Source organism: Candidatus Brocadiia bacterium (assembly GCA_041658285.1).
Lineage (GTDB): Bacteria > Planctomycetota > MHYJ01 > JACQXL01 > JACQXL01 > JBBAAP01.
The window spans coordinates 448,399-467,385 of sequence record JBBAAP010000001.1 but is presented as its reverse complement, the minus strand read 5'-3'; the positions used below and the strand labels follow the sequence as shown (position 1 = coordinate 467,385).

The 18,987-nt window shown below is 52.4% G+C and carries 16 protein-coding genes and 1 tRNA gene; 8 read left to right on the top strand and 9 right to left on the bottom strand.

Features of this window, described 5'->3' with window-relative positions; genetic code table 11:
- Nucleotides 1–509: 509 nt before the first annotated feature.
- The 8 genes from WC980_02005 to WC980_01970 all read right to left on the bottom strand — a co-directional run bounded on the left by WC980_02005 (nucleotide 510) and on the right by WC980_01970 (nucleotide 5,196).
- Nucleotides 510–1,025, bottom strand: a complete 516-nt coding sequence (locus tag WC980_02005; GenBank protein ID MFA5793834.1) for a hypothetical protein — start codon at nucleotides 1,023–1,025, stop codon at nucleotides 510–512.
- Between the two features lie 90 nt (nucleotides 1,026–1,115).
- Nucleotides 1,116–1,388: a hypothetical protein gene (locus tag WC980_02000; protein MFA5793833.1), complete on the bottom strand. Its 273-nt coding sequence runs from the start codon at nucleotides 1,386–1,388 to the stop codon at nucleotides 1,116–1,118.
- A 122-nt stretch (nucleotides 1,389–1,510) separates the two neighbouring features.
- On the bottom strand, nucleotides 1,511–2,035 hold the full coding sequence (locus WC980_01995) for an ATP-binding protein (GenBank protein ID MFA5793832.1): 525 nt from the start codon (nucleotides 2,033–2,035) through the stop codon (nucleotides 1,511–1,513).
- Between the two features lie 26 nt (nucleotides 2,036–2,061).
- Entirely contained in the window at nucleotides 2,062–2,385 is a 324-nt protein-coding gene (locus WC980_01990; protein MFA5793831.1) for a hypothetical protein, read from the bottom strand.
- Nucleotides 2,382–2,771, bottom strand: coding sequence for a hypothetical protein (locus WC980_01985; GenBank protein MFA5793830.1), 390 nt, complete (start codon nucleotides 2,769–2,771; stop codon nucleotides 2,382–2,384). The genes WC980_01990 and WC980_01985 overlap by 4 nt, the downstream gene beginning before the upstream one ends.
- Nucleotides 2,772–2,781: 10 nt before the next feature.
- Nucleotides 2,782–3,144 (bottom strand): hypothetical protein, encoded by a 363-nt coding sequence (locus tag WC980_01980; protein ID MFA5793829.1) that lies wholly within the window; start codon nucleotides 3,142–3,144, stop codon nucleotides 2,782–2,784.
- Nucleotides 3,141–4,934, bottom strand: a complete 1,794-nt coding sequence (locus WC980_01975) for an ATP-binding protein (protein ID MFA5793828.1) — start codon at nucleotides 4,932–4,934, stop codon at nucleotides 3,141–3,143. Before WC980_01975 ends, WC980_01980 begins: the two co-directional genes overlap by 4 nt.
- Nucleotides 4,935–4,983: 49 nt before the next feature.
- Nucleotides 4,984–5,196: a helix-turn-helix domain-containing protein gene (locus WC980_01970; protein ID MFA5793827.1), complete on the bottom strand. Its 213-nt coding sequence runs from the start codon at nucleotides 5,194–5,196 to the stop codon at nucleotides 4,984–4,986.
- Between the two features lie 327 nt (nucleotides 5,197–5,523).
- On the opposite strand from WC980_01970, the gene WC980_01965 reads away from it, so the two are divergent.
- Nucleotides 5,524–7,386 (top strand): TonB-dependent receptor, encoded by a 1,863-nt coding sequence (locus tag WC980_01965; GenBank protein ID MFA5793826.1) that lies wholly within the window; start codon nucleotides 5,524–5,526, stop codon nucleotides 7,384–7,386.
- Nucleotides 7,387–7,735: 349 nt separating this feature from the next.
- On the opposite strand, the gene WC980_01960 is transcribed toward WC980_01965, so the two are convergent.
- The gene (locus WC980_01960; protein ID MFA5793825.1) at nucleotides 7,736–7,915 is read right to left on the bottom strand and encodes a hypothetical protein; all 180 of its coding nucleotides are present in this window, start codon (nucleotides 7,913–7,915) and stop codon (nucleotides 7,736–7,738) included.
- Nucleotides 7,916–7,943: 28 nt separating this feature from the next.
- Here WC980_01960 and WC980_01955 point away from each other — a divergent pair, with 28 nt between their 5' ends.
- The 7 genes from WC980_01955 (at nucleotide 7,944) to WC980_01925 (ending at nucleotide 18,986) form a co-directional block, all read left to right on the top strand.
- Nucleotides 7,944–9,599 (top strand): ABC transporter substrate-binding protein, encoded by a 1,656-nt coding sequence (locus WC980_01955; GenBank protein MFA5793824.1) that lies wholly within the window; start codon nucleotides 7,944–7,946, stop codon nucleotides 9,597–9,599.
- 435 nt (nucleotides 9,600–10,034) lie between these two features.
- Nucleotides 10,035–11,384, top strand: coding sequence for an SPASM domain-containing protein (locus WC980_01950; protein ID MFA5793823.1), 1,350 nt, complete (start codon nucleotides 10,035–10,037; stop codon nucleotides 11,382–11,384).
- Nucleotides 11,385–11,542: 158 nt separating this feature from the next.
- On the top strand, nucleotides 11,543–13,378 hold the full coding sequence (locus tag WC980_01945) for a sensor histidine kinase (GenBank protein ID MFA5793822.1): 1,836 nt from the start codon (nucleotides 11,543–11,545) through the stop codon (nucleotides 13,376–13,378).
- 3 nt (nucleotides 13,379–13,381) lie between these two features.
- Nucleotides 13,382–14,764, top strand: a complete 1,383-nt coding sequence (locus WC980_01940; GenBank protein MFA5793821.1) for a sigma-54 dependent transcriptional regulator — start codon at nucleotides 13,382–13,384, stop codon at nucleotides 14,762–14,764.
- A 247-nt stretch (nucleotides 14,765–15,011) separates the two neighbouring features.
- Nucleotides 15,012–15,083, top strand: a tRNA-Ile gene (locus tag WC980_01935).
- Nucleotides 15,084–15,127: 44 nt separating this feature from the next.
- Nucleotides 15,128–16,156, top strand: a complete 1,029-nt coding sequence (locus WC980_01930) for a methionine synthase (protein ID MFA5793820.1) — start codon at nucleotides 15,128–15,130, stop codon at nucleotides 16,154–16,156.
- Nucleotides 16,149–18,986, top strand: a complete 2,838-nt coding sequence (locus WC980_01925) for a protein kinase (GenBank protein ID MFA5793819.1) — start codon at nucleotides 16,149–16,151, stop codon at nucleotides 18,984–18,986. Before WC980_01930 ends, WC980_01925 begins: the two co-directional genes overlap by 8 nt.
- The last annotated feature ends 1 nt before the right edge of the window (nucleotide 18,987 follow it).

Below are 18,987 nucleotides of genomic sequence, written 5' to 3'. Positions count from 1 at the left end.
AGGCAAGGTGTTAAAAACGAAACGTTAAATCGTAGAAAGAAAGTAAATAGTAGAAGATTTTCAGGAGTCGGAAATGCAACTTAGTTTTAACCCCTTAAAACTATCACTTGCGCTGAAGACGTACAGAACAGACACCTTGCCAGTTACAGAGTTATTGAGTTATAGAATTATAGAGTTACTAAGGCCGCCACAACTTTCCTTTCGCCAAGTTTTATATGTGCAGTATAGCCGTTTCTTAAACATTGTCAAATATTTAGCCCGGATTATAATTAAACCGCTGAGGCCTCTGAAATCACTGAAAATTATTCTAGAAGCCCCTTGTTGATACTCTCAAAGTCTTTTACAAGTCTCCTTAAGTCACTGTTAATACTGTTTTAGTACACGGATTTACCACGAAAGCTCGAAAACAGAAAAAATACTTTCAGTACTTGGGCTGTTATCAGCCCAGTATAGTCGGCAGGTAATTCGCTACGTTCAAACTGCCGAACTATAAGCGGATTAAACGGATTTTATTTCCACTTTTCCCATTTATTCTTTTCTAATTCCTTATTGGTATCTGCCTTGGCCTTTTCAAATTCTTTTGCGTTTTGCTCACTGAAGTACTTTACTATTTCTGTGATACCTTTAATGGCTGCTTCCCCAAGAGCTATTATTATTAAAGGGTCGATGCTCTTAATTCGCGGGTTTAAGGTTTTATCTGCGGCATCAAGAAATGCCTGACTCGTTGATTGCGCTCCAAACTCCTCGTAACCTTGTATACTTGCATCCAGCACGCCTGTTGTAGTTACGGCAAGCTTAATTTTGTCTATCCAACCATTATTCGCAATAAGAGCTTCAGTATATAATTTTTTTAATGCTTCTTTATTCTCGCCGGGGAATTTTTTATCTACCTCTGCTCTGCATAATTTGGATAGTTCTCTATTTTTAAGCAGGAGATCGATTCCTTCTGTATCTTTTACTTGAAAATAGTCGCATCCAATTACACCCAATAAAGCTATCAGCATGATTACAAATAAAAATCTCATTGTTCCTTCTCCTTTGTTGTTTGTTGTTAATATAGTTTCTTTGTCCAGGCCCGCATTGATATAATAACCTTAGCCTCCTTTCTTCCCGCTTTAATGCGGTGATTCGTGCTTCATTTTCTTGTTTATCAGCGCTTTGTTACATTTGACAGCCGCTATAACCAGGTTGGAGTCTATGCCTATCGGGATGATGGTTACTTGCTTGCCGCCGATGAGCCCTTTGAGTTTGTTTGTTGCCTGCGACCCGCCAAGCTGATGCTTTTTGGGTGTGTGCACGCCGACCAAGCGGACTCTATTGGTATCCCATAGTTTATGGCTGACGAGGAACGTGCCGCCGTCAATTACTCGTGTAACAGTTCGACGCATAAATCCTCCTCTTCCGGCCTGGGCCGGACTATTCGGTGCGCGCCTGCCTGCTGCAGGCAGGGATTCAGCGGATTTAACGGATTTTTCCGCCTACATACTGCCTACTACATACTACCTACTCTTCATAGATGCTTCACCATCGTCAATCTGGTGCCGCCGTTGTCATTGGTGCCGAACTTTACCTCGTTGAGGCATTTGCGCATCATACCTATGCCCATCGAGCCGGGCGTGCCGTATTTGGCCACCTTTTTCATCAGGGCCGGGTGGTCGAAGTCCTGGAGCGGGGCGTCCATAAACCGTTTGGGGTTGAAGCCGTCGCCTTGGTCCTGGACGTGGCAGGTTATCCGGTCCGGGGCCACTTCGCATTCGACGTCTATGTATTTGTCGGCGTTGAGTTTGTTGCCGTGCATAACGGCGTTGTCCACGGCCTCGCCCAGGGCTACCATAAACTGGTTGTAGGCCTGGCGCCGGCCGGTTTCGGCCGGGGTTTTGGGCTTGACCGGCGCGGGCGTTCCGTCAGCCGCCGGCAGGGGCGGCCTGGATTCGTTGAGCAGGACGGTCTGGAGGAATTCGGTCATCATCTTGTAGATGTAGCGCGAGAACTTGGGCGCGGTTTGGAATTTCATCCTCAGCAGTTGTGATGGCATTTTTTTATCCCTCTCTAAGTTCAAATTTAGCCGGTTTTAGCCGATCCGGCCATTGACATCTGGGCCGGGTGGTTCATTTCAGCCTCGACCGCGGCGATAGCGGCCTTTTGCCGTCGCCGGAGTATGGCCCGGCTGAGCCGGACGGCCCGTTTCGAGGCGGGCATCTGCTCGATCACCTGGCCGAGCTCTTGGAGGAAGTCGTTAAGGTGCTCCCGGAATACCATAATGGATGAATCCGGTCCGCTGAAGCGGTTTTTGCGGATAATCATATAGGGCGTGTCCTTGACCGAGGTCTTGATTTCGAAGACGTAGGTGCGCGAACCGGCCGGCAGTTTTTTCAGGTATTTCATAGTCGTTCCTCACATTTGTTGCCGCACCGGGGGCAGGAGCCTTCCAATCGGGGCGATTGGCGTTGCCGGGCGGGCCAGATTTTGATATCCAGCAGGGCGCTGTCTACCGGACAGCGGGCCTGTTTGTTTTCCAGATAGGAGCTGGTTATCAGGTCTTTGTGGTCTTTGTTCCAGCGGAATTTTTTGTGGTATTTGTTGTCGACCAGGACGCCGTTGCGCAGGCAGATGGGGCAGTGCACGCCAAAGGAGCGGGGCAGCCGGTCGTTTGAGGACGGCACGATGACGGCGTTGACGCGGCAATGGGGGCAGTAGCCGGTGGCTATCAGGTAGTAGTCGTCGACGATTCGTTCCAGTTCGGCCCGGGTGAATTCTCTGTAAGCAATCATAAAATTCCTTTCAGCAGGGCAGGTTGACCTGGACCGGCCGGGCGTCAAGCGGTTCGGTGTCCAGGGCCAGGCCGAGCGTTTCAGCCAGGTATTTGGCGGCGCCGGCGCAGTTGTCCGGCGGAGTTTCAGCCCAGGTGACGTAAACCTGGTTGGCCGGCCGGCCATCGAGCAGTTTGGCGTCATGGAGGCAGGAAGCCAGCGCCGGACGGAGCGCGCCGTGTCCGACCTTGAGTATGTTAACCCAGGGCGCGCTGCCGTGCCAGATGAGATAGACGCCGGGCCGGTCGCTGACCTGGCCGTTGCCTAGGTCCAGGTCGAAAAGCCGGTGCCATTTTGTCCCGGCGGTTTTGTGCCATTCTACGCTGGCTATCATACTCCTACCTCTTTATCCTGAAGCATCTTTTCAGTACTGCTGTTTTTATCATCAATGGCTATCGGTTTTAGGTCCAGTATCGTCCTGATTTTGGATTTCAGGCTGGTGATGCTGAACGGTTTTTGGATGAAATCGAGTTCCTGTTGTTTGATGTAATCGGACTGGATGCCGCCCTCGAGGTAGCCGCTGGTGAAGAGGACCTTGACCTCGGGGTTGATCCGGCGGATGGTCTTGAACACCTCGATGCCGTCTTTTTTGGGCAGGCCGATGTCGAGCACGGCCAGGCTGATTTTGTCTTTGTTGGCATCGAATATGGTCAAGGCCTGGTCGCCGTCCGGAACGGAGAGGACGGTGTAGCCGGTGGTTTTGAGTATGGTGGCCAGCAGTTCGGACAGTGCGGCGTCGTCGTCGGCCAGCAGGATGGTTTCCGTTCCGCCCTTGAAGGATTCTGGTTTGGCGGCAATTGCGGGCTGGGCCGATTCCAGCGAGATGGGCAGGTAAATCCGGAAGGTCGTTCCCGATGCCGGGCTGTCGGCGGTTGGTTTGTCCGGTGCCGGAGTGCTCTGGACATCGATATAGCCCTGGTGCTGGATAACCAGGTTATAAACCACGACCAGTCCCAGGCCGGTGCCTTTGCCGTCGGGCTTGGTGGTGAAGAACGGCTCGAAAAGGTGGCGCCGGACTTTTTCGTCCATGCCTTGTCCGGTGTCGCTGACCTGGAGTATGACGTAGTGTCCGGTTTTTAGGGGCGGATGATGGGCCGCGAAGTCCTGGTCGACGAAGATGTTGGAGGTGGTGACGGTCAGGTCGCCGCCTTTGGCCATAGCGTCGCGGGCGTTGAGGTAAAGGTTCATCAGTATCTGTTCTATGGCGGTCGGGTCGGCCTGGGCGGGCCGGAGATTGGCGGCTGGCGCTATCTTGAGATTGATATTTTCGGGCAGCAGCCGGACCATATATTTGTTGGTCTCGGCAACCAGTTCGTTAAGGTTGATACTTTTGGGGTGGAGTTGTTGCTGGCGCCCGATCGATAACAGACGGCGGATGAGGTTGCGCCCGTGTTCGGCCTGGCGGTGGATAATCTTTAACGGTTCAAAGGCCTTGTGGTCGTGCTGGGTGTCTTCCAGGGCCAGCTCGGAACTGCCCAGGATGACGCCGATGCAGTTGTTGAAATCGTGGGCGATGCCGCCGGCCAGCTGGCCGAAGACCTCCATTTTCTGGGCCTGGCGCAGTTGGTTTTCCAGCAGGTTGAACCGGTTTTCGAACTCGACTTTCTTTTTCTGCTGGCGGTAGATTTCCTCGGAAAGGTAACCGCTGAACATCGAGACCGAGAAGAAGAAGAGCGGCCGGGTGATGAATTCGGTAAAGACTAATTTGCCTTCGTACATGGGCATGAACAGGTAAAAGGCGCTGACCAGGATGGCCACCACGAACGAGGTGGCCACGCTTTTGGACATGGTGGCGATGGCGATGACCGCGAAGTAGGCGATGTAAAGCTCGATGGTTTTGACGGAAAGCAGGTAGATGAGCATGGTTATCAGGACGGCGTCAAACAGGAATATCCAGCCCAGGATGCGCTGGATGAAGAAATGGGTCTTGTGCTCGAACATATAAACCACTTCGGAGACCAGGAATATGCCCATAATGAACCAGATGAACCAACTGAGGTTTTTTGGGTTGTGTTCCTGGAAGGCAATCAGGTAGATGACCGTGAAGACAATCAGGCGCATCACGACCACGACATTTTTCCGGGTGCGAAGCAGGGGATTTGAGGTGCTGGTTTCTGTAATCATCGACGGTTCCTCTCTGCGAAAAGCATAAGACGCATAATAAAAGTATCTGTCAGGCGGATGGGCGATGGCAGTTGCGCGTCATTTCCCGGTTTACCCAGTTCTTGATGGTCCGCAGGTCAAAGCGCCAGGCGCCGCCCAGTTTGAATCCGGGTATCCGTCCTTCGTTGGCCAGGGTGTAGACGGTGCGTTGGTGCAGGCCCAGGAAATCGGCCACCTCTTTGATGCTCAATAACCGTTCTAACGTATCGCTGACTGTAATCATATCTTTAAACTCCTTATGAATTTGTTGGCCATTAGGTATAATATGTGCAAATTTTGTGCCTAAAAGCGGTTATTTGAGTAATTTTGAGTAGTTTTGAGTGATGTTTTATATAATTGTATATGAATTATCGGGTTATAAGGCGGGAATTATTGGCTCGGCTCCGGACGGGTTAGGCGCCGGGACGGGTCGGGAGGGCTTCCATGCACAATTTCTTGTGCACGTGCACAATTTCTTGTGCATGAACCGGGTTGGGGTTCAGTCATATAAATATGACAGTTTTAATAAATTCTTGACTAAATCGGGTTAACAGCTATATAGGATACCCATATGTATAGATTTCTGTTCATAGTGACGGTGGTGTTAAGCATATCCTGGCCGGCAGTATGGGCGGCGGAGCCGGTCAAGTCAAGCGAAGAAGTAGTGGTTACGGCCCGGCGCACGCCCCAGCAATATTCCGAAGTCACCGGCAACGTTACGGTCATCAGCTCTGAACAGCTGTCATATATGCCGGTGAACGACCTGGCCGGCGCGCTCAACCTGGTCAACGGAGTCGACCTGCAGGGGCGCGGACCGTCCGGACAGCCGACCAGCGTCACCATCCAGGGTTGCGACCCGCGGCACGTCAGAATCATGGTTGATGGAGTGCTGATAAACTCGCAGGGCATGGCCTTTGCCGACCCGTCGCTGATACCCATCGAGAACGTGGAGCGCATCGAAATCATCAAGGGCACGACCTCGTCGGTTTGGGGTTCGTCGCTGGGCGGGGTGATTAATGTCATTCTCAAAAAGCCCCAGACCAACCAATTGGTAAAAACAGATTTTACCTCCGGCGGCGGCTGGGGCGATTACGGGTTCTGGAAACAGGACGCCCAGGTGTCCGGCCGGATGGATAAATTGGGTTACCTGGTCTGGGCCGGGTATCTGGATAGCAATAACGAGTTCCGGACCAACAGCGCCGTGCTCAGCCAGAAGGGTGGGTTCAAGCTGTCTTACGAGACCTCGAACGTTTCCAACCTTGAGGCTAATTTCCAGTATTATAATTCCGATGTGGGCGGCTATGAATTCGACCTGATGGGCTACGGCGAAAAGCTGCGGCACATACTTAAATACGGCTCGGTTCGCTTCGGCCTGGCGCCGGACCCGAACAGCGAGTTCAGCGCGGCGCTGAAGTTCTCGGACCACGCCGGCCGGATTATAGATTATGCCGTGCCGGGCGATACCCAGCTCAGCAAAAACGCCACCCGCGACGTATTTTCCGGGCTGGACCTGCAGTACCGGTTGAATCCGGCCAAAGGCCAGACCGTGCTGGTCGGCGCGGACCTGGGCCGGGATAAACTGGAATCCGACATGATGGTTGGAAAAGAGCAAATCCAGCGGCAGGGATATTACGTTAATTATAGCCTCAGTCCGCTGGACCGGGTTGATGTTAACCTGGGCCTGAGGTATGACGACAACGAAGCCTATGGCGACCAGTTGAGCCCGTCCGCCGGGGTTATCTGGCATACGCCGTTCAAGCAGACCGATTTGCGATTGTCGGTGGCCCGGGCGTTCAACGCGCCGCCGTTGATATACAAATACATTGCCAATAATCCTTTTGTTCTGCCCAATCCGGATATCAAGGCCGAGCGCGCGCCGGCGGTGTATGAGTTCAGCGCCGAGACCAGGCCGTTGAATAATTTATGGTTCAAGCTGGCGCTTTACCGGGCCGAGGTGAGCGATTACCTGGCTTATGACCCGGTGGCCATGATGATGGATAATATCAGCCGGGTGCGACGACAGGGTGTCGAGGCGGAGACGAGGTATGATTTTACCAAAGGGCTGCAGGCGCAGGCGGGCTGGTCGTTTAACCGGGTTCAGGATCGCGACACCGGCCAGATTATTCAGGGCAACGGCGTGGCCAAGGTGACTTATAATATGGGCGTCAATTATAAATACAATGATAACCTCAACGCCGGGCTCAAAGGCAACTACCGTTTTTGGAACGAGCGAGCGCTTTTGAACCCCAGCGACCGCAAGTTCATCTGGGATATGCGCGTCAATTACAGCCTGGATAAGGCGAATGAAGCCAAGGGGCCGAAGTTATCGGCCTACGCCTATTTGCTTAACATCTTCAACCGCAAATACTGGAACGACGAATTCCTGCCGATGCCCGGCCGGCAGTTGGAAGCCGGATTGAATTACGGATTCTAGTGCGGCTGTCTGTTAGTGGCAGTAGGAGTGCAACGACGTACTGCCACGTTATCCCGCCGCAGCGGGAGAAGTTGTCCGCCAGAGGCGGATGCGCCTCGGGAGAACAGCCGACTATACCCGGCAGCCCGTGAGGGTTCTTGTCCCAAGACCCCTCAGGGTCTAGGGATAAGTCGCTTTGCTCCAACTGCTGGAGTATAGGGAAAAGGCAGCTCTTGATGGTTACTCCCGCGATATCTTCTCTTCATGCACAGGAAAATGTGCATTGTGCACAGAAAATTGTGCATCGTGCACAGGAAATTGTGCATCATGCACAGGAATTTGTGCATCGTGCACAAGAAATTGTGCATAATCACTCTGGCGCGGTCAAGGTAACCGTCCAGAAACAAGGTAGCAGATGAGAAATATTGCCTCGCCTGACAGTTTCTTTCCCGGCCATTTCCCTTGTTATTATCACGCTTTCAGGGCGATGGCCCGGTTTGGACGGCGGGTTTATCAGCGGTTGTTTACGGGATTTCAGTTGGTTTGGCATAAGAATTGCACATAATATGATTAATAAAATGAAACGGAACCTGTTGTTGAAAGGGTTGCTCTTTGTAATGTTGGGCCTGGTGGTGCTGGGCGGGGTTGACTGCCGAAAGCAGCCGACCCGTGACGGTAAATATGGCGGGACGCTCAGAATCGGCGGCCACGCCGGCAAACCCTCCATCATCAACCCGATACTTACGGAAGGGACAATCTCGGCGCCTTTGCTGAGTTTGATATTCAACAGTATGGAAAGAGTCAATAAAGATATGATGTATGAACCCGACCTGGCCGAGTCCTGGGAGGTTTCAGCCGACAAGCTGGCCTATACGTTCCACCTGCGCAAGGGGGTGCGGTTCCACGACGGAGTGGAACTGACCGCCCAGGATGCGGTGTTTACATTCAATTTGCTGACTGACCCCGAAACTGATTCTCCCTGGCGGCGTAATTATACGGCCATCAAGGATTGCCGGGCACTGGACAGGTATACCTTGAGGATAGACCTGAAAGAGCCGGTGGCGACCGATTACTACCTGCGGACCACCACCATAATCCCCGAACACCTGCTGAAATCAGATACCGGCGCCCGGCTTAAGACATCCAAGTTTAATAACAAGCCAATCGGTACCGGGCCGTTCAGGTTTGTGGAACGGACCAGTGACGGCCAGCCCGTCCCGAATGCTTTCGGGACTAATAGGGGCAAGGTCATATTGGAGGCCAACCCTGATTATTACGAAGGCCGGCCGTATTTAGACCGGATTATTGCCAGCGGTTATGAGACCACCGGCCAGTGCTGGAACGCGTTTATGCGCAACGAGATTGACCTGATTCTTTATCTTTCCAGGGATAATTTCGAGGTGGCCAAGCGCGACAAGGAGTTTCGGACATACATAACGCCGAATAATTTTAATTACGTATTGGAATATAATCCCGGACATCCTGTTTTTAAGGACAAGCGGGTGCGGCAGGCAATCACCCATAGCATAGACATAGACGAGGTTATCCAAAAGGTGGAGGGTGGTTATGGAATCAAGTCCGCAGGACCGTTTATGCCCGGTTCCTGGGCCAATGCCCCCGAGGTCAGGCCGTTTGAATATAATCCCGGCCGGGCCATAGAGTTGTTAAATGAGGCCGGCTGGAGGCTTAATGCCAAAGGGGTGATGGAGAAGGATGGCCAGGAGTTCAGGTTTACCATGATTTGTGATACAATCTTAAAAGATACCCAGTTGATAGCAAGGCTGGTGTATCAGTATCTGTACAGGATAGGTATCAGGCTTGATATAATAACCATGGATTCCCGCACAAAGGATGAAGAAGCCCAAAGAGGATTGATTAACGATGCCGGCGTATTCTTATGGACATTTGGTTTGGTTGTTGAGCCTTTAGACGCGGCAAACCTGTGGCATTCCCGCAAGATGAATAAAGAACACCGGGCCTGGCGATACGATAACCCTGAGGTGGACCGGTTGTTCGATTTGGGCATCAATACCCCTGATATCAACGAGCAGAAGAGGATATACCGGGATATCCACAAGATAATCTACGCAGAGCAACCCGCGACATTTTTATATCATCCGCCGATATTATCCGCGGTTAGCGCGCATATCCAGAATACGGATGCTCTTTTTAATTCACCGGAGATGCCATTTTACTATATGAAGGATTGGTCAATCGAACCAGAGAATAATTAGTTAATCAGATATCCGTGCACGGTTCACCAGAGAGGCCTTTTGGCTGATCACCACAAGGCCGCAGCCAGTCCCGTCCCGCCTGAGCGGGAGGACAAGGCCGCATAAATTCCTATAACTTAGGAAAGGGGGTGAGCCAGGATGAAGATAGTCGTTATTAGAAAGGGTCAGGAAAAAACAACCAAGACGGTTTGTTGCGCTCCTTGTACTTTTGGCGGATTGAGATAATAAATAGTTATAATGGGGGTCTTTGGTCTATAATCCAAAGACCCCCTTAGGGTAAGTTATCTGGACGTCCATATAAGCTATTTGGGCGTTCATACAAGAAATAGCCCCGCCATTTCTGCCTGAGGCGGGCCTGCCTTTGGCATGGCGGCGGGGTCTAACGGACTGTAACGACTAAAGTCTAACAGTCCGTAAGAGATGGAATGGATTTATATGTATAAATTATCCAGATTCACGTTATTTTACGAGAACTACCCGGAGCCGGGTGAATACCTGGTTTATAATACCCGAACCCAGGCGGTCATGGCCATCAACCGCCAGGTCAAGGATTTTATCGACCGGACTGTTTCGACCAATACCCGCCGGATATTGGTTTCCGGTTTATCCGACGAAGAGGGTGAATGCGTCAACCTGCTCAAGGAATCGGGGATTATCCTCGATTACCGGGTCGATGAGACGCGCCTGCTGGAGGAATGGTTCAGCGAGATGAAGACCCGGACCAAGCCGCTGTCCGCTACGATACTGACCACCTACAAATGTAACTTTGCCTGTTTTTACTGCTTTGAAGAGCGGGTAAAGCAGGCCAAATCGTTGGATGGCGAGACCATGCAGGGCGTGATTGACTGGATTAAGAACAAGGCAATCGAGAAACGCGTCCGGGACGTGCGCCTGATGTTTTACGGCGGCGAGCCGCTGATGAACCCAAAGGCGATTCTCCACATCGCCGGTGTGCTTAATGCCTGGGCCAGGGAGCAGTGCCTGAGGTTCAGTTTCGGGATGATAACCAACGGTTCGCTGATTGATAAGGACCTGATAGAACGCTTGACCGGCTACGGTTTGACCAGCCTGCGGGTGACGCTGGACGGCGACCGGGAACATCACGATCGGCGTCGGCCGTTCATCAACGGGCGCGGCTCGTTTGATTCCATCGTGGCCAAGATTGATTCGATTATCGACAAGGTTGGCGTGGAAATCGGCGGCAACTTCGACCGTGATAACCTGGACAGTTTCCGGAAGCTGCTGGATTTTATGGACGCCAAAGGCTGGGCCGGGAAGATACAGCGGGTGTTGTTCGCGCCGGTGGTGGCCCGTATGGGCGATAATAACGATGCCAATTTGTCGGTTGAGATGGTCGGCTGTCATTCGTTGTCCAGTGATTTGTCCGAAGAAGCGTTGAAACTGCAAAAGGAGACTATCGCCCGCGGATACAAGGTTGACTCGGCGGCGGTGGTGACCACCTGCCCGATGACCCAGGACGATTCAACCGTGGTCATAGACCCGCACGGCGATATCTATAAGTGCGAGGGTTTCGTGGGCCGTCCGCAGTTCTCCATAGGCAACGTTCGTCAGGCCAAACCCAACCAACGGCTGGAGGAATTCAACGAGCTCAAGCCCTGGAAGAGCTGTTCCGAGTGCGTTTATATGCCCATGTGCGGCGGCGGGTGCCGGTTGATGGCCCAATTGAAGCATTCCGACTATTCCAAACCGGCCTGCGAAATAGATTACTACAAGCGGATATTCCCGCAACTGCTCAAAATGGATTACGAACGCGGCGCCTTGTAGGCGGTAGTTATGCGTTGTACTCTGGCAGTTTGACGGCACTTTTGCCTGATAACAGCCGGCTATAAGTTTTGTTATCATTGACAGGAACAAAACTGAATTGTAGGCTAATGCCACTTAATTAATATTGCCGTGCAGGCGACGGCGAAAGGGCTTTTTAAGTGGCATTCAAGCGATTATTACTGTCATTGGTACCCGGGAAAATCTGGCAGCAAATCGGATTAGTCTTTGCCTTCATTTTAACCATTGCCTTGATTCTATTGGGATATTTATTGATCAATTCCAGCCGGCAGGCAGTCACCAATTCGGTATTAAGGGATTACGAAGCGCTGACCCGACGGACGGCCCGGCACTTGAGTGACTACGTCGAGAAACCGCAAGCTATCCTGGTAAATACTGCGGAGATTATGGAATCCGTCGCTATGAGTGATAAGGATACCCAGCGGGTCATGCTTTACCGGATGATTACCGATTATCCGGCCTGGTTTGAGCGGGTGGTCATTGTCGATGGCGCTGGCATGGAAACCGTTTCTTCGGATCTGGATAAAACCGCCAATAACTATTTAGCCAGCGCCGTTTATCGGGATATCATGGCTGGGTCCAAAACGGCCGTGTCAAAGGTCTATTTCTCGCCTGAACATTTTCCCTACATTACTTTAGGCGTTCCGCTAAAGAGGCTGAATAATTTATCCGGCATGCTTATGGCCGAGGTCAAACTAAGTGGTATCTGGAAAATAATAGATGAGATAAAACTGGGCGGCGGCCAGGCTTTCCTGGTTGACGATCAGGGCTATACTCTGGTGCATAATGAGGAAAAACGCGTTTATCAAGGAGAAAACCTTAAGAATTCCAAGGCGGTCCAGTCGGTACTCCAAGGAGCAAGCGGCAGTCTTGAGGAAAGCTCGGATACTCCGGCAGTTTGTGAAAGTACTGCCGGGTATAGTCGGTTGCAACTTCACAGGCAGCCGAACTATAAAGATACCGTCAAACGATGGCTGAGCGCTTACGCTTCGGTCAATCCCTTTGGCTGGGGACTGATTATCCGCCAGCCGGTCAATGAGGCCTATGCCTTTTCAATAGCTATGCAGCAAAATGCGATTATTATAATTGTCGGCGCCATACTCTGCGCGGCCTTACTCAGCTTGGTGATTGCCAACTGGATTGTTCGTCCGATAAAGAAATTGATTGTCGTTACCGGCAGTGTTGCCGCCGGAGACCTTGACCAGTTCATAGAATCACCGCGCCACGACGAGGTTGGCCAGCTGCTCAACTCATTTAACCTGATGATCCAGAAACTCAAGAAGGCCCGGCGGGTGGAAAAGCTTTCCAATATCGGCATCGCCACGTCCAAGATTGCCCATGAGCTGCGTCATCCGCTGGTGGCCCTGAAGACGTTCATCCAACTATTGCCCAGGCGTTATCAGGACGAGAAGTTCATTGAACAGTTTCAGCAGACCGTGCCCCAGGAAATGGCCCGGCTGGAAAAAATGCTTACGACCATGACCAACTTTTCGGGAGAACACAAGCTCAACCTGGCCAGCTACGGCCTCCGGCCATTGGTCCAGAGCTGTCTTGATCTATTCAGCGAAAAAATATCCCAGCAGAATGTGGTCGTGAATATCTATTGTGAACCGGATAATGTTGCGACCATGCTTGATGTTGACAAAATCAAGCAGGTGGTCATTAACCTGATACAGAATGCGCTGGACGCCATGCCCAAAGGCGGCAATTTCAATATCGATATTAAAATGTGTCCGTCCGTCCAGTCGGGCTGGTCGGAGATGGTGAAAATGAGTTTCGCTGATAGCGGCTGCGGAATGAATCAAACCCAGCTGGCTAATGTCTTCGAGCCATTTCATACATCTAAGGCTTCCGGTCTGGGGCTGGGATTGGCCATCTGCAAGGAAATTATCGAACAGCATCAGGGCATCATTGAAGTCACCAGTAAGGAAAATCAGGGGGCTACTTTTATTATTAAGTTACCGCTAAGGAGTTAAAAAATGACCAGTCATTTACCCTGTATCCTGGCCGTGGATGATGACGCCAGCGTTATCAGCAGCCTAAAAATAGTTTTCGATGGTTCGTATCAGTTTGTTTCAGCCGCCAACGGCAAAGAAACCATGGAGGCTCTGAATAAGTTTAATATCCAACTGGTGATTTTGGACATCGGCTTGCCTGACATAAGGGGCACTGAAGTTTTGAAAAAGGTGAAAGAATTCAACCCGGCCATTGAAGTGGTCATGCTCACGGCCGACAATTCGGCGGCCAGCGGCGTCGAGGCCATGAAGCTCGGCGCCTTCGACTACCTGATAAAACCGTTTGATGTAGACCAGATGTTCATCGTGGTCAAAAATGCTATCGAGCGGATGCAGCTGCTCAACGAGGTCCGTTACCGGCGGATGCAGGAAGCCGACCGGCCCAAGGTGCTCATCGGCCAGAGCCAGGCGATGCGTGATGTTTTAAGCCTCATCGACAAACTGGCCAACAACGACGCCACGGCGCTGATTATCGGCGAAAGCGGCACGGGCAAGGAACTGGTGGCCAACGCCATCCATAACGCCAGCGACCGACGGGAAGGACCCTTTGTGGCCGTCAACTGCGTGGCTATACCCAAAGACTTGATTGAAAGTGAACTGTTCGGCCACGAAAAAGGCTCATTCACCAGCGCCGCGTCCCGCCGGTTGGGTAAATTCGAAATCGCCCATCGCGGAACCATCTTTCTGGATGAATTAAGTGCGTTGCCGATCGAGCTCCAGGGCAAACTGCTCCGGGTACTCCAGGAACGGGTCATTGAGCGGGTCGGCGCCATGCGGCCCCTGCCGGTCGATGTCCGGATTATCGCTGCCACCAACGTCGACCTCAAGGAGATGATAAAAAAAGGTCAGTTCCGAGAAGACCTTTATTACCGGGTAAACGTCGTGCCCGTGGTCGTTCCTCCTCTGCGCCAAAGGCGCGAAGATATCCCTCTATTAGTCCAGCACTTCCTGGATATTTACAATAAGCAGTTCCATCGCCGGATAGATAAAATCAGTCTGGAAGTCATGGAATACCTCAAGGATTATTACTGGCCGGGCAATATCCGCGAACTGGAAAACGTCATCCAGCGCCTGCTGGTCATCAGCCAGAATCCCGAAATCTCGGTTGACGAACTACCTCTGGAAGTGCTTAATGCCAAATCGGTTCTGGAATTGATGGATGACAAACATCTCAATCTGGAAAAGGCCCTGGACCGGTTTGAGCAGGAATATATCAAGAATATATTGATAAAGACCAAGAACTGCCGCCAGGAGGCGGCCGAACTCCTGGGTATTCACCGCAACACGCTGGCTAATAAGATAAAATCACTGGGATTAGATAATGTGGTCGGCGAAGAAACTGAATAAGCAAGGTTATTCCTGTTTTTGTGCTTTTGTTTCTGCGGAAAGCGTTGCTCTTAAATGGCACTAACCCTTGTGTTTTGTACAGGATAAGTGCCGCTAATTCATTGCACTCAAACCAGCACTAATATCTCATTTCCTTGATTATTTTTTGTTATTTGGTTAAAGAAAGCAGATTGAATTTACCCCGTTATTCCGCTAAAGCGAGATAGTAGGGCCCGCCCCGTTAGAAGCTACGAGATAGCTTCTAACGGGGCCCGTAGCTCAATGGCAGAGCAGCGGACTCATAATCCGTTGGTTGCCCGTTCGAGTCGGGCCGGGCCCAAATTTTTTTAGCCACAGATTAACACGGATTTATACAGATAATAAGTGAAATTTAATTTTCTACCAACCGGTATCGGCAGTCTGCCGCACAGCGACGCGGCCAAGGCCTCGGAGCTGATACTCAAGTACCTCAAGGATATCCCTTTCTGGCCGCAATTGCCGCGCCGGAGCTATCTGGAGAACATGGGCGCCCAGTTCGCCGAAGGTCTGCCCAACGTGGTCATCGACCAGCCGGGCAAGAAGATGTTTGTCGAGACGGCTGACATCGAAAACGGGCTGGCGGATTTTTACCAGCATTTTCTGGACAACGACATCGAATATTTTGCCATCAGCCCTGACCGGGCGGCCGGATTCCATACCATGTATGAATTGTTAAAGGCGTCGGACCGGAGCCGGATGAAGTTTATCAAAGGCCAGGTTACCGGGCCGATTACTTTCGGGGCGATGCTGACCGACAAGGCCGGTACGGCCCTGATGCACCATCCGACGCTGGCCGACGCGCTCAACAAGTGTCTGGTCATGAAGGCGCGCTGGCAGATGAATAAATTCAAACAACTGGGGCTTAAGTCAATCATCTTCCTGGACGAACCGTTCCTAATGGGTTACGGTTCGGCCTACGTGCCGTTGTCCAAGGAAACGGTCATCGAACGGATTACCGAACTGGCCGATGCCATCCATCAGGATGACGGCCTGGTGGGCATTCATTGCTGCGGCAATACCGACTGGTCGGTGATAATGTCCACGCCGGTGGATATCCTCAACTTTGACGGGTTGGGTTTTATGAACGAGCTGATGCTTTACGGCGACGACTTGAAGCGGTTCCTGACCCGTGGCGGCGCCATCGCCTGGGGTATGGTGCCTACGACCGAGCTGGATAATCCGATTAAGGCTGATGAAATCATATCGAAACTGGAATCAGGCTTGAAAATGCTGTCCAAAAAAGGAATCAGCCGTGAGCTCATTCGGGCCCAATCGTTGGTGACTCCGGCCTGCGGTCTGGGCGCGCTGGCCGAGGTTGACGAAGCTGAAAAGCGCCTGCAACTCTTAATCGAGGTAGCTTCCAAATATGCCTGAGATAACCTTCGGCAAATACGTGGTTGAAAAGAAGCTGGGCCAGGGCGGCATGGGCACAGTCTACCTGGCGGTTGACACGGTGCTGAAGCGCCAGGTGGCGCTCAAGGTCATTTCCTCTGACGACCAGGAGATGCTCGAACGGTTCCAGATGGAATCGCAGGCCATCGCCCGGCTGAAACATTCCAATATCATCCAGGTCTACGATGCCGGCACGGTCGGTAAGCAGCATTATTTCGCCATGGATTACATCGAGGGCACTTCCCTGGACTCGATGATTAAGCCGGGAGTTGATTACAAGCAGGCGGCCAGGATTATCATGCAGATGGCTCTGGCGCTGGATTACGCGCACAGCCAGAACATCGTTCACCGCGACATCAAGCCGGCCAACATACTGATTGATAAATCGGGCCGGGCATACCTGACCGATTTCGGAATCGCCAAGCAGATTACCGGATTGGACAAGAAGCTGACGCTGACCGGTACGACCATCGGCACGCCGGATTATATGTCGCCGGAGCAGGCCATGGGCCGAAAGGAACAAATCAACGGCAGTTCGGACATCTTTTCGCTGGGCGCGACGCTTTACCACGTCATCGCCGGCAAGACTCCGTTCGGTGGGCAGGAAACCTACGAAATTTTCCATAAGATAATCAACGACGAACCGGCCCGGCCGAGCACGCTGGTCCGGAACATCCCGCACGACCTGGAGACCATCTGCCTCAAGTGCCTCAATAAGGAACAGCACCGGCGTTACGAGACGGCCCAGCTTCTGGCCGACGACCTGAACCGGTTCTTGGAAGGCCAGCCGATATTGGCCCGGCGGCTGGGCACGGTGACACGGATTTGGATGGTGGCCAAGAAGAACAAGGTCGCCTCCCTCGGTATCGCCAGCGCCGGCATTATCGCCGTGGCGCTGCTGGTTACCTGGCTGATTTATTCCTACGAAAACATCCGGGTTCAGCAGGAGAAGGAGCACGCCCAGCAACAGGCCCGGCAGGCCACCGATTACGCCCGGACGCTGGCCGACGCACTGCTGACCGACCTGAGTAGCGCGCACGAAGAGGCGTTGGAGCGGCGCCAGTCGGGCGAGAGCATGGAGATGCTGGCCAAGATACCCAAGCGCATTGCCACCTCGGCCGTCTACAAGAAGGCCGAAGCCGACGTGGCCAACAACGCCCAGGTGCATTATTCATTCGGCCGGCTCTACCGCATCATCGGCAATAATATCGAGGCTCTGAAGGAACAGCGGACGGCGCTGAAGCTCGACCCCAACCACGGGCCGGCCCTGTACGAGACCGGCATCCTCAGTTACCAGCTTTACCGCCAGATGCTGGTGTATCTGCGCGACAAATGGCGCAAGGACGAGCGTGAACGCCGTCTCAACGCGCCCAGCAACGAAGCGGCCGCGCCCTGGACCGAACCAGATGATACCAAGCTGGAAAATACGGCCTCAAGGGCGCTCAAGGCCGAATCGCTTCGGGCATTCGAGTCGGCACTCAAGAACCTGGAGGCCTATTCATTGCCTTATACCGCAACCGAGGGCATCATCGCCTTCATCCGCAACGAGCTGGATAAAGCCGTCATTAAATTCCGTGTGGTCATCGACAAGGACAAGCTCTTCGACGATGCCGTCATCTTCCTGGCCGACATTTACAAGATGCGGAGTGAGCTTAAGGATGCGTCCAACCTGCTTACCTCGGCCATCCAGTCGGACCGGGGTAATGTTACCCTTTACGCCAAGCGGGCCGAACTGCTGAAATCTATTTCTTATATATCCACCTTGAATGTGTCCCAAGACAAGAGCACCACCAGCATCAACCAGGCCGACGAACTCAACCGCATCATCCAGCTCCAGCCGGACAATTACGAGGCGCTGGTCCAGCTGGGCAAGTTCTACACCGAAATCGGCTCGGAGAATATGAAAAGCGGCTTGGACCCGTCCAACCGTTTTAAGGACGCCGACCAGCTTTTCGACAAGGCCGTCAAGATAGCGCCGGACAGCCTGCCGGCCTATATGGAGCGGGTGGTTATGAACTTTTATTACGGCGATTATTGCTGGGGCGTCTGGTATATGAAAAACCAGGGGCTGGACCCGACGCCTTATTACCAAAAGGCCATAAGTGATATCGATAAAGTTCTGTCGCTTGATCCCAACAACCTGGACGCGCTGGAATGGAAAGCAATGGTTTCGATGAACTTCGGCCATTACGTCAAATGCCAGTCTAAAATCGCCATCGAAGAGTATATGTACGGGGTGGACGCCATGACCAAGGCCATCAAAATTGACCCGAACGATTACCGGTTCTGGTTCCGCCGGGCCGGGCAGTGGTCGGCCATCGGACTGCATAAGTTCGAGAACAAGATGGACCCGTCCGAGGAATACAAGAAATCAGCCGAGGACTTCCAGCAGACGCTTAAGCTCAATAACAACAGCCCGACAGTTTTCAGCGGCTACGCCAGCCTGTTCGGCTGTATCGGCACCTGGAAAATGTCCAGGAACGAAGATACCCTGGCCAATTTCCAATTCGCCCTGGAATACACCGAAAAAGCCCTTAACCTGGTTCCCGATAGTTCGACCTACTACCAGCACCTGGGCATGGCCAGGACCAACGTGGCCATATCCTTGGCGAACCGGGGCGAATACACCGATGCCATCAAGTACGTGCGTGACGCCGTCATAGCCTGGCGCAAGGCGCTGGAGTTAAACCCATCAATGAAAGAAGACATCAACGGACGGCTCGACAACTGCAATAAGATGATGGAAAATATGTATAAGGCCATCGAGGAAGAAAAGAAGAATCAGCAACAACCGCCGCCGCTACGGAAATAGG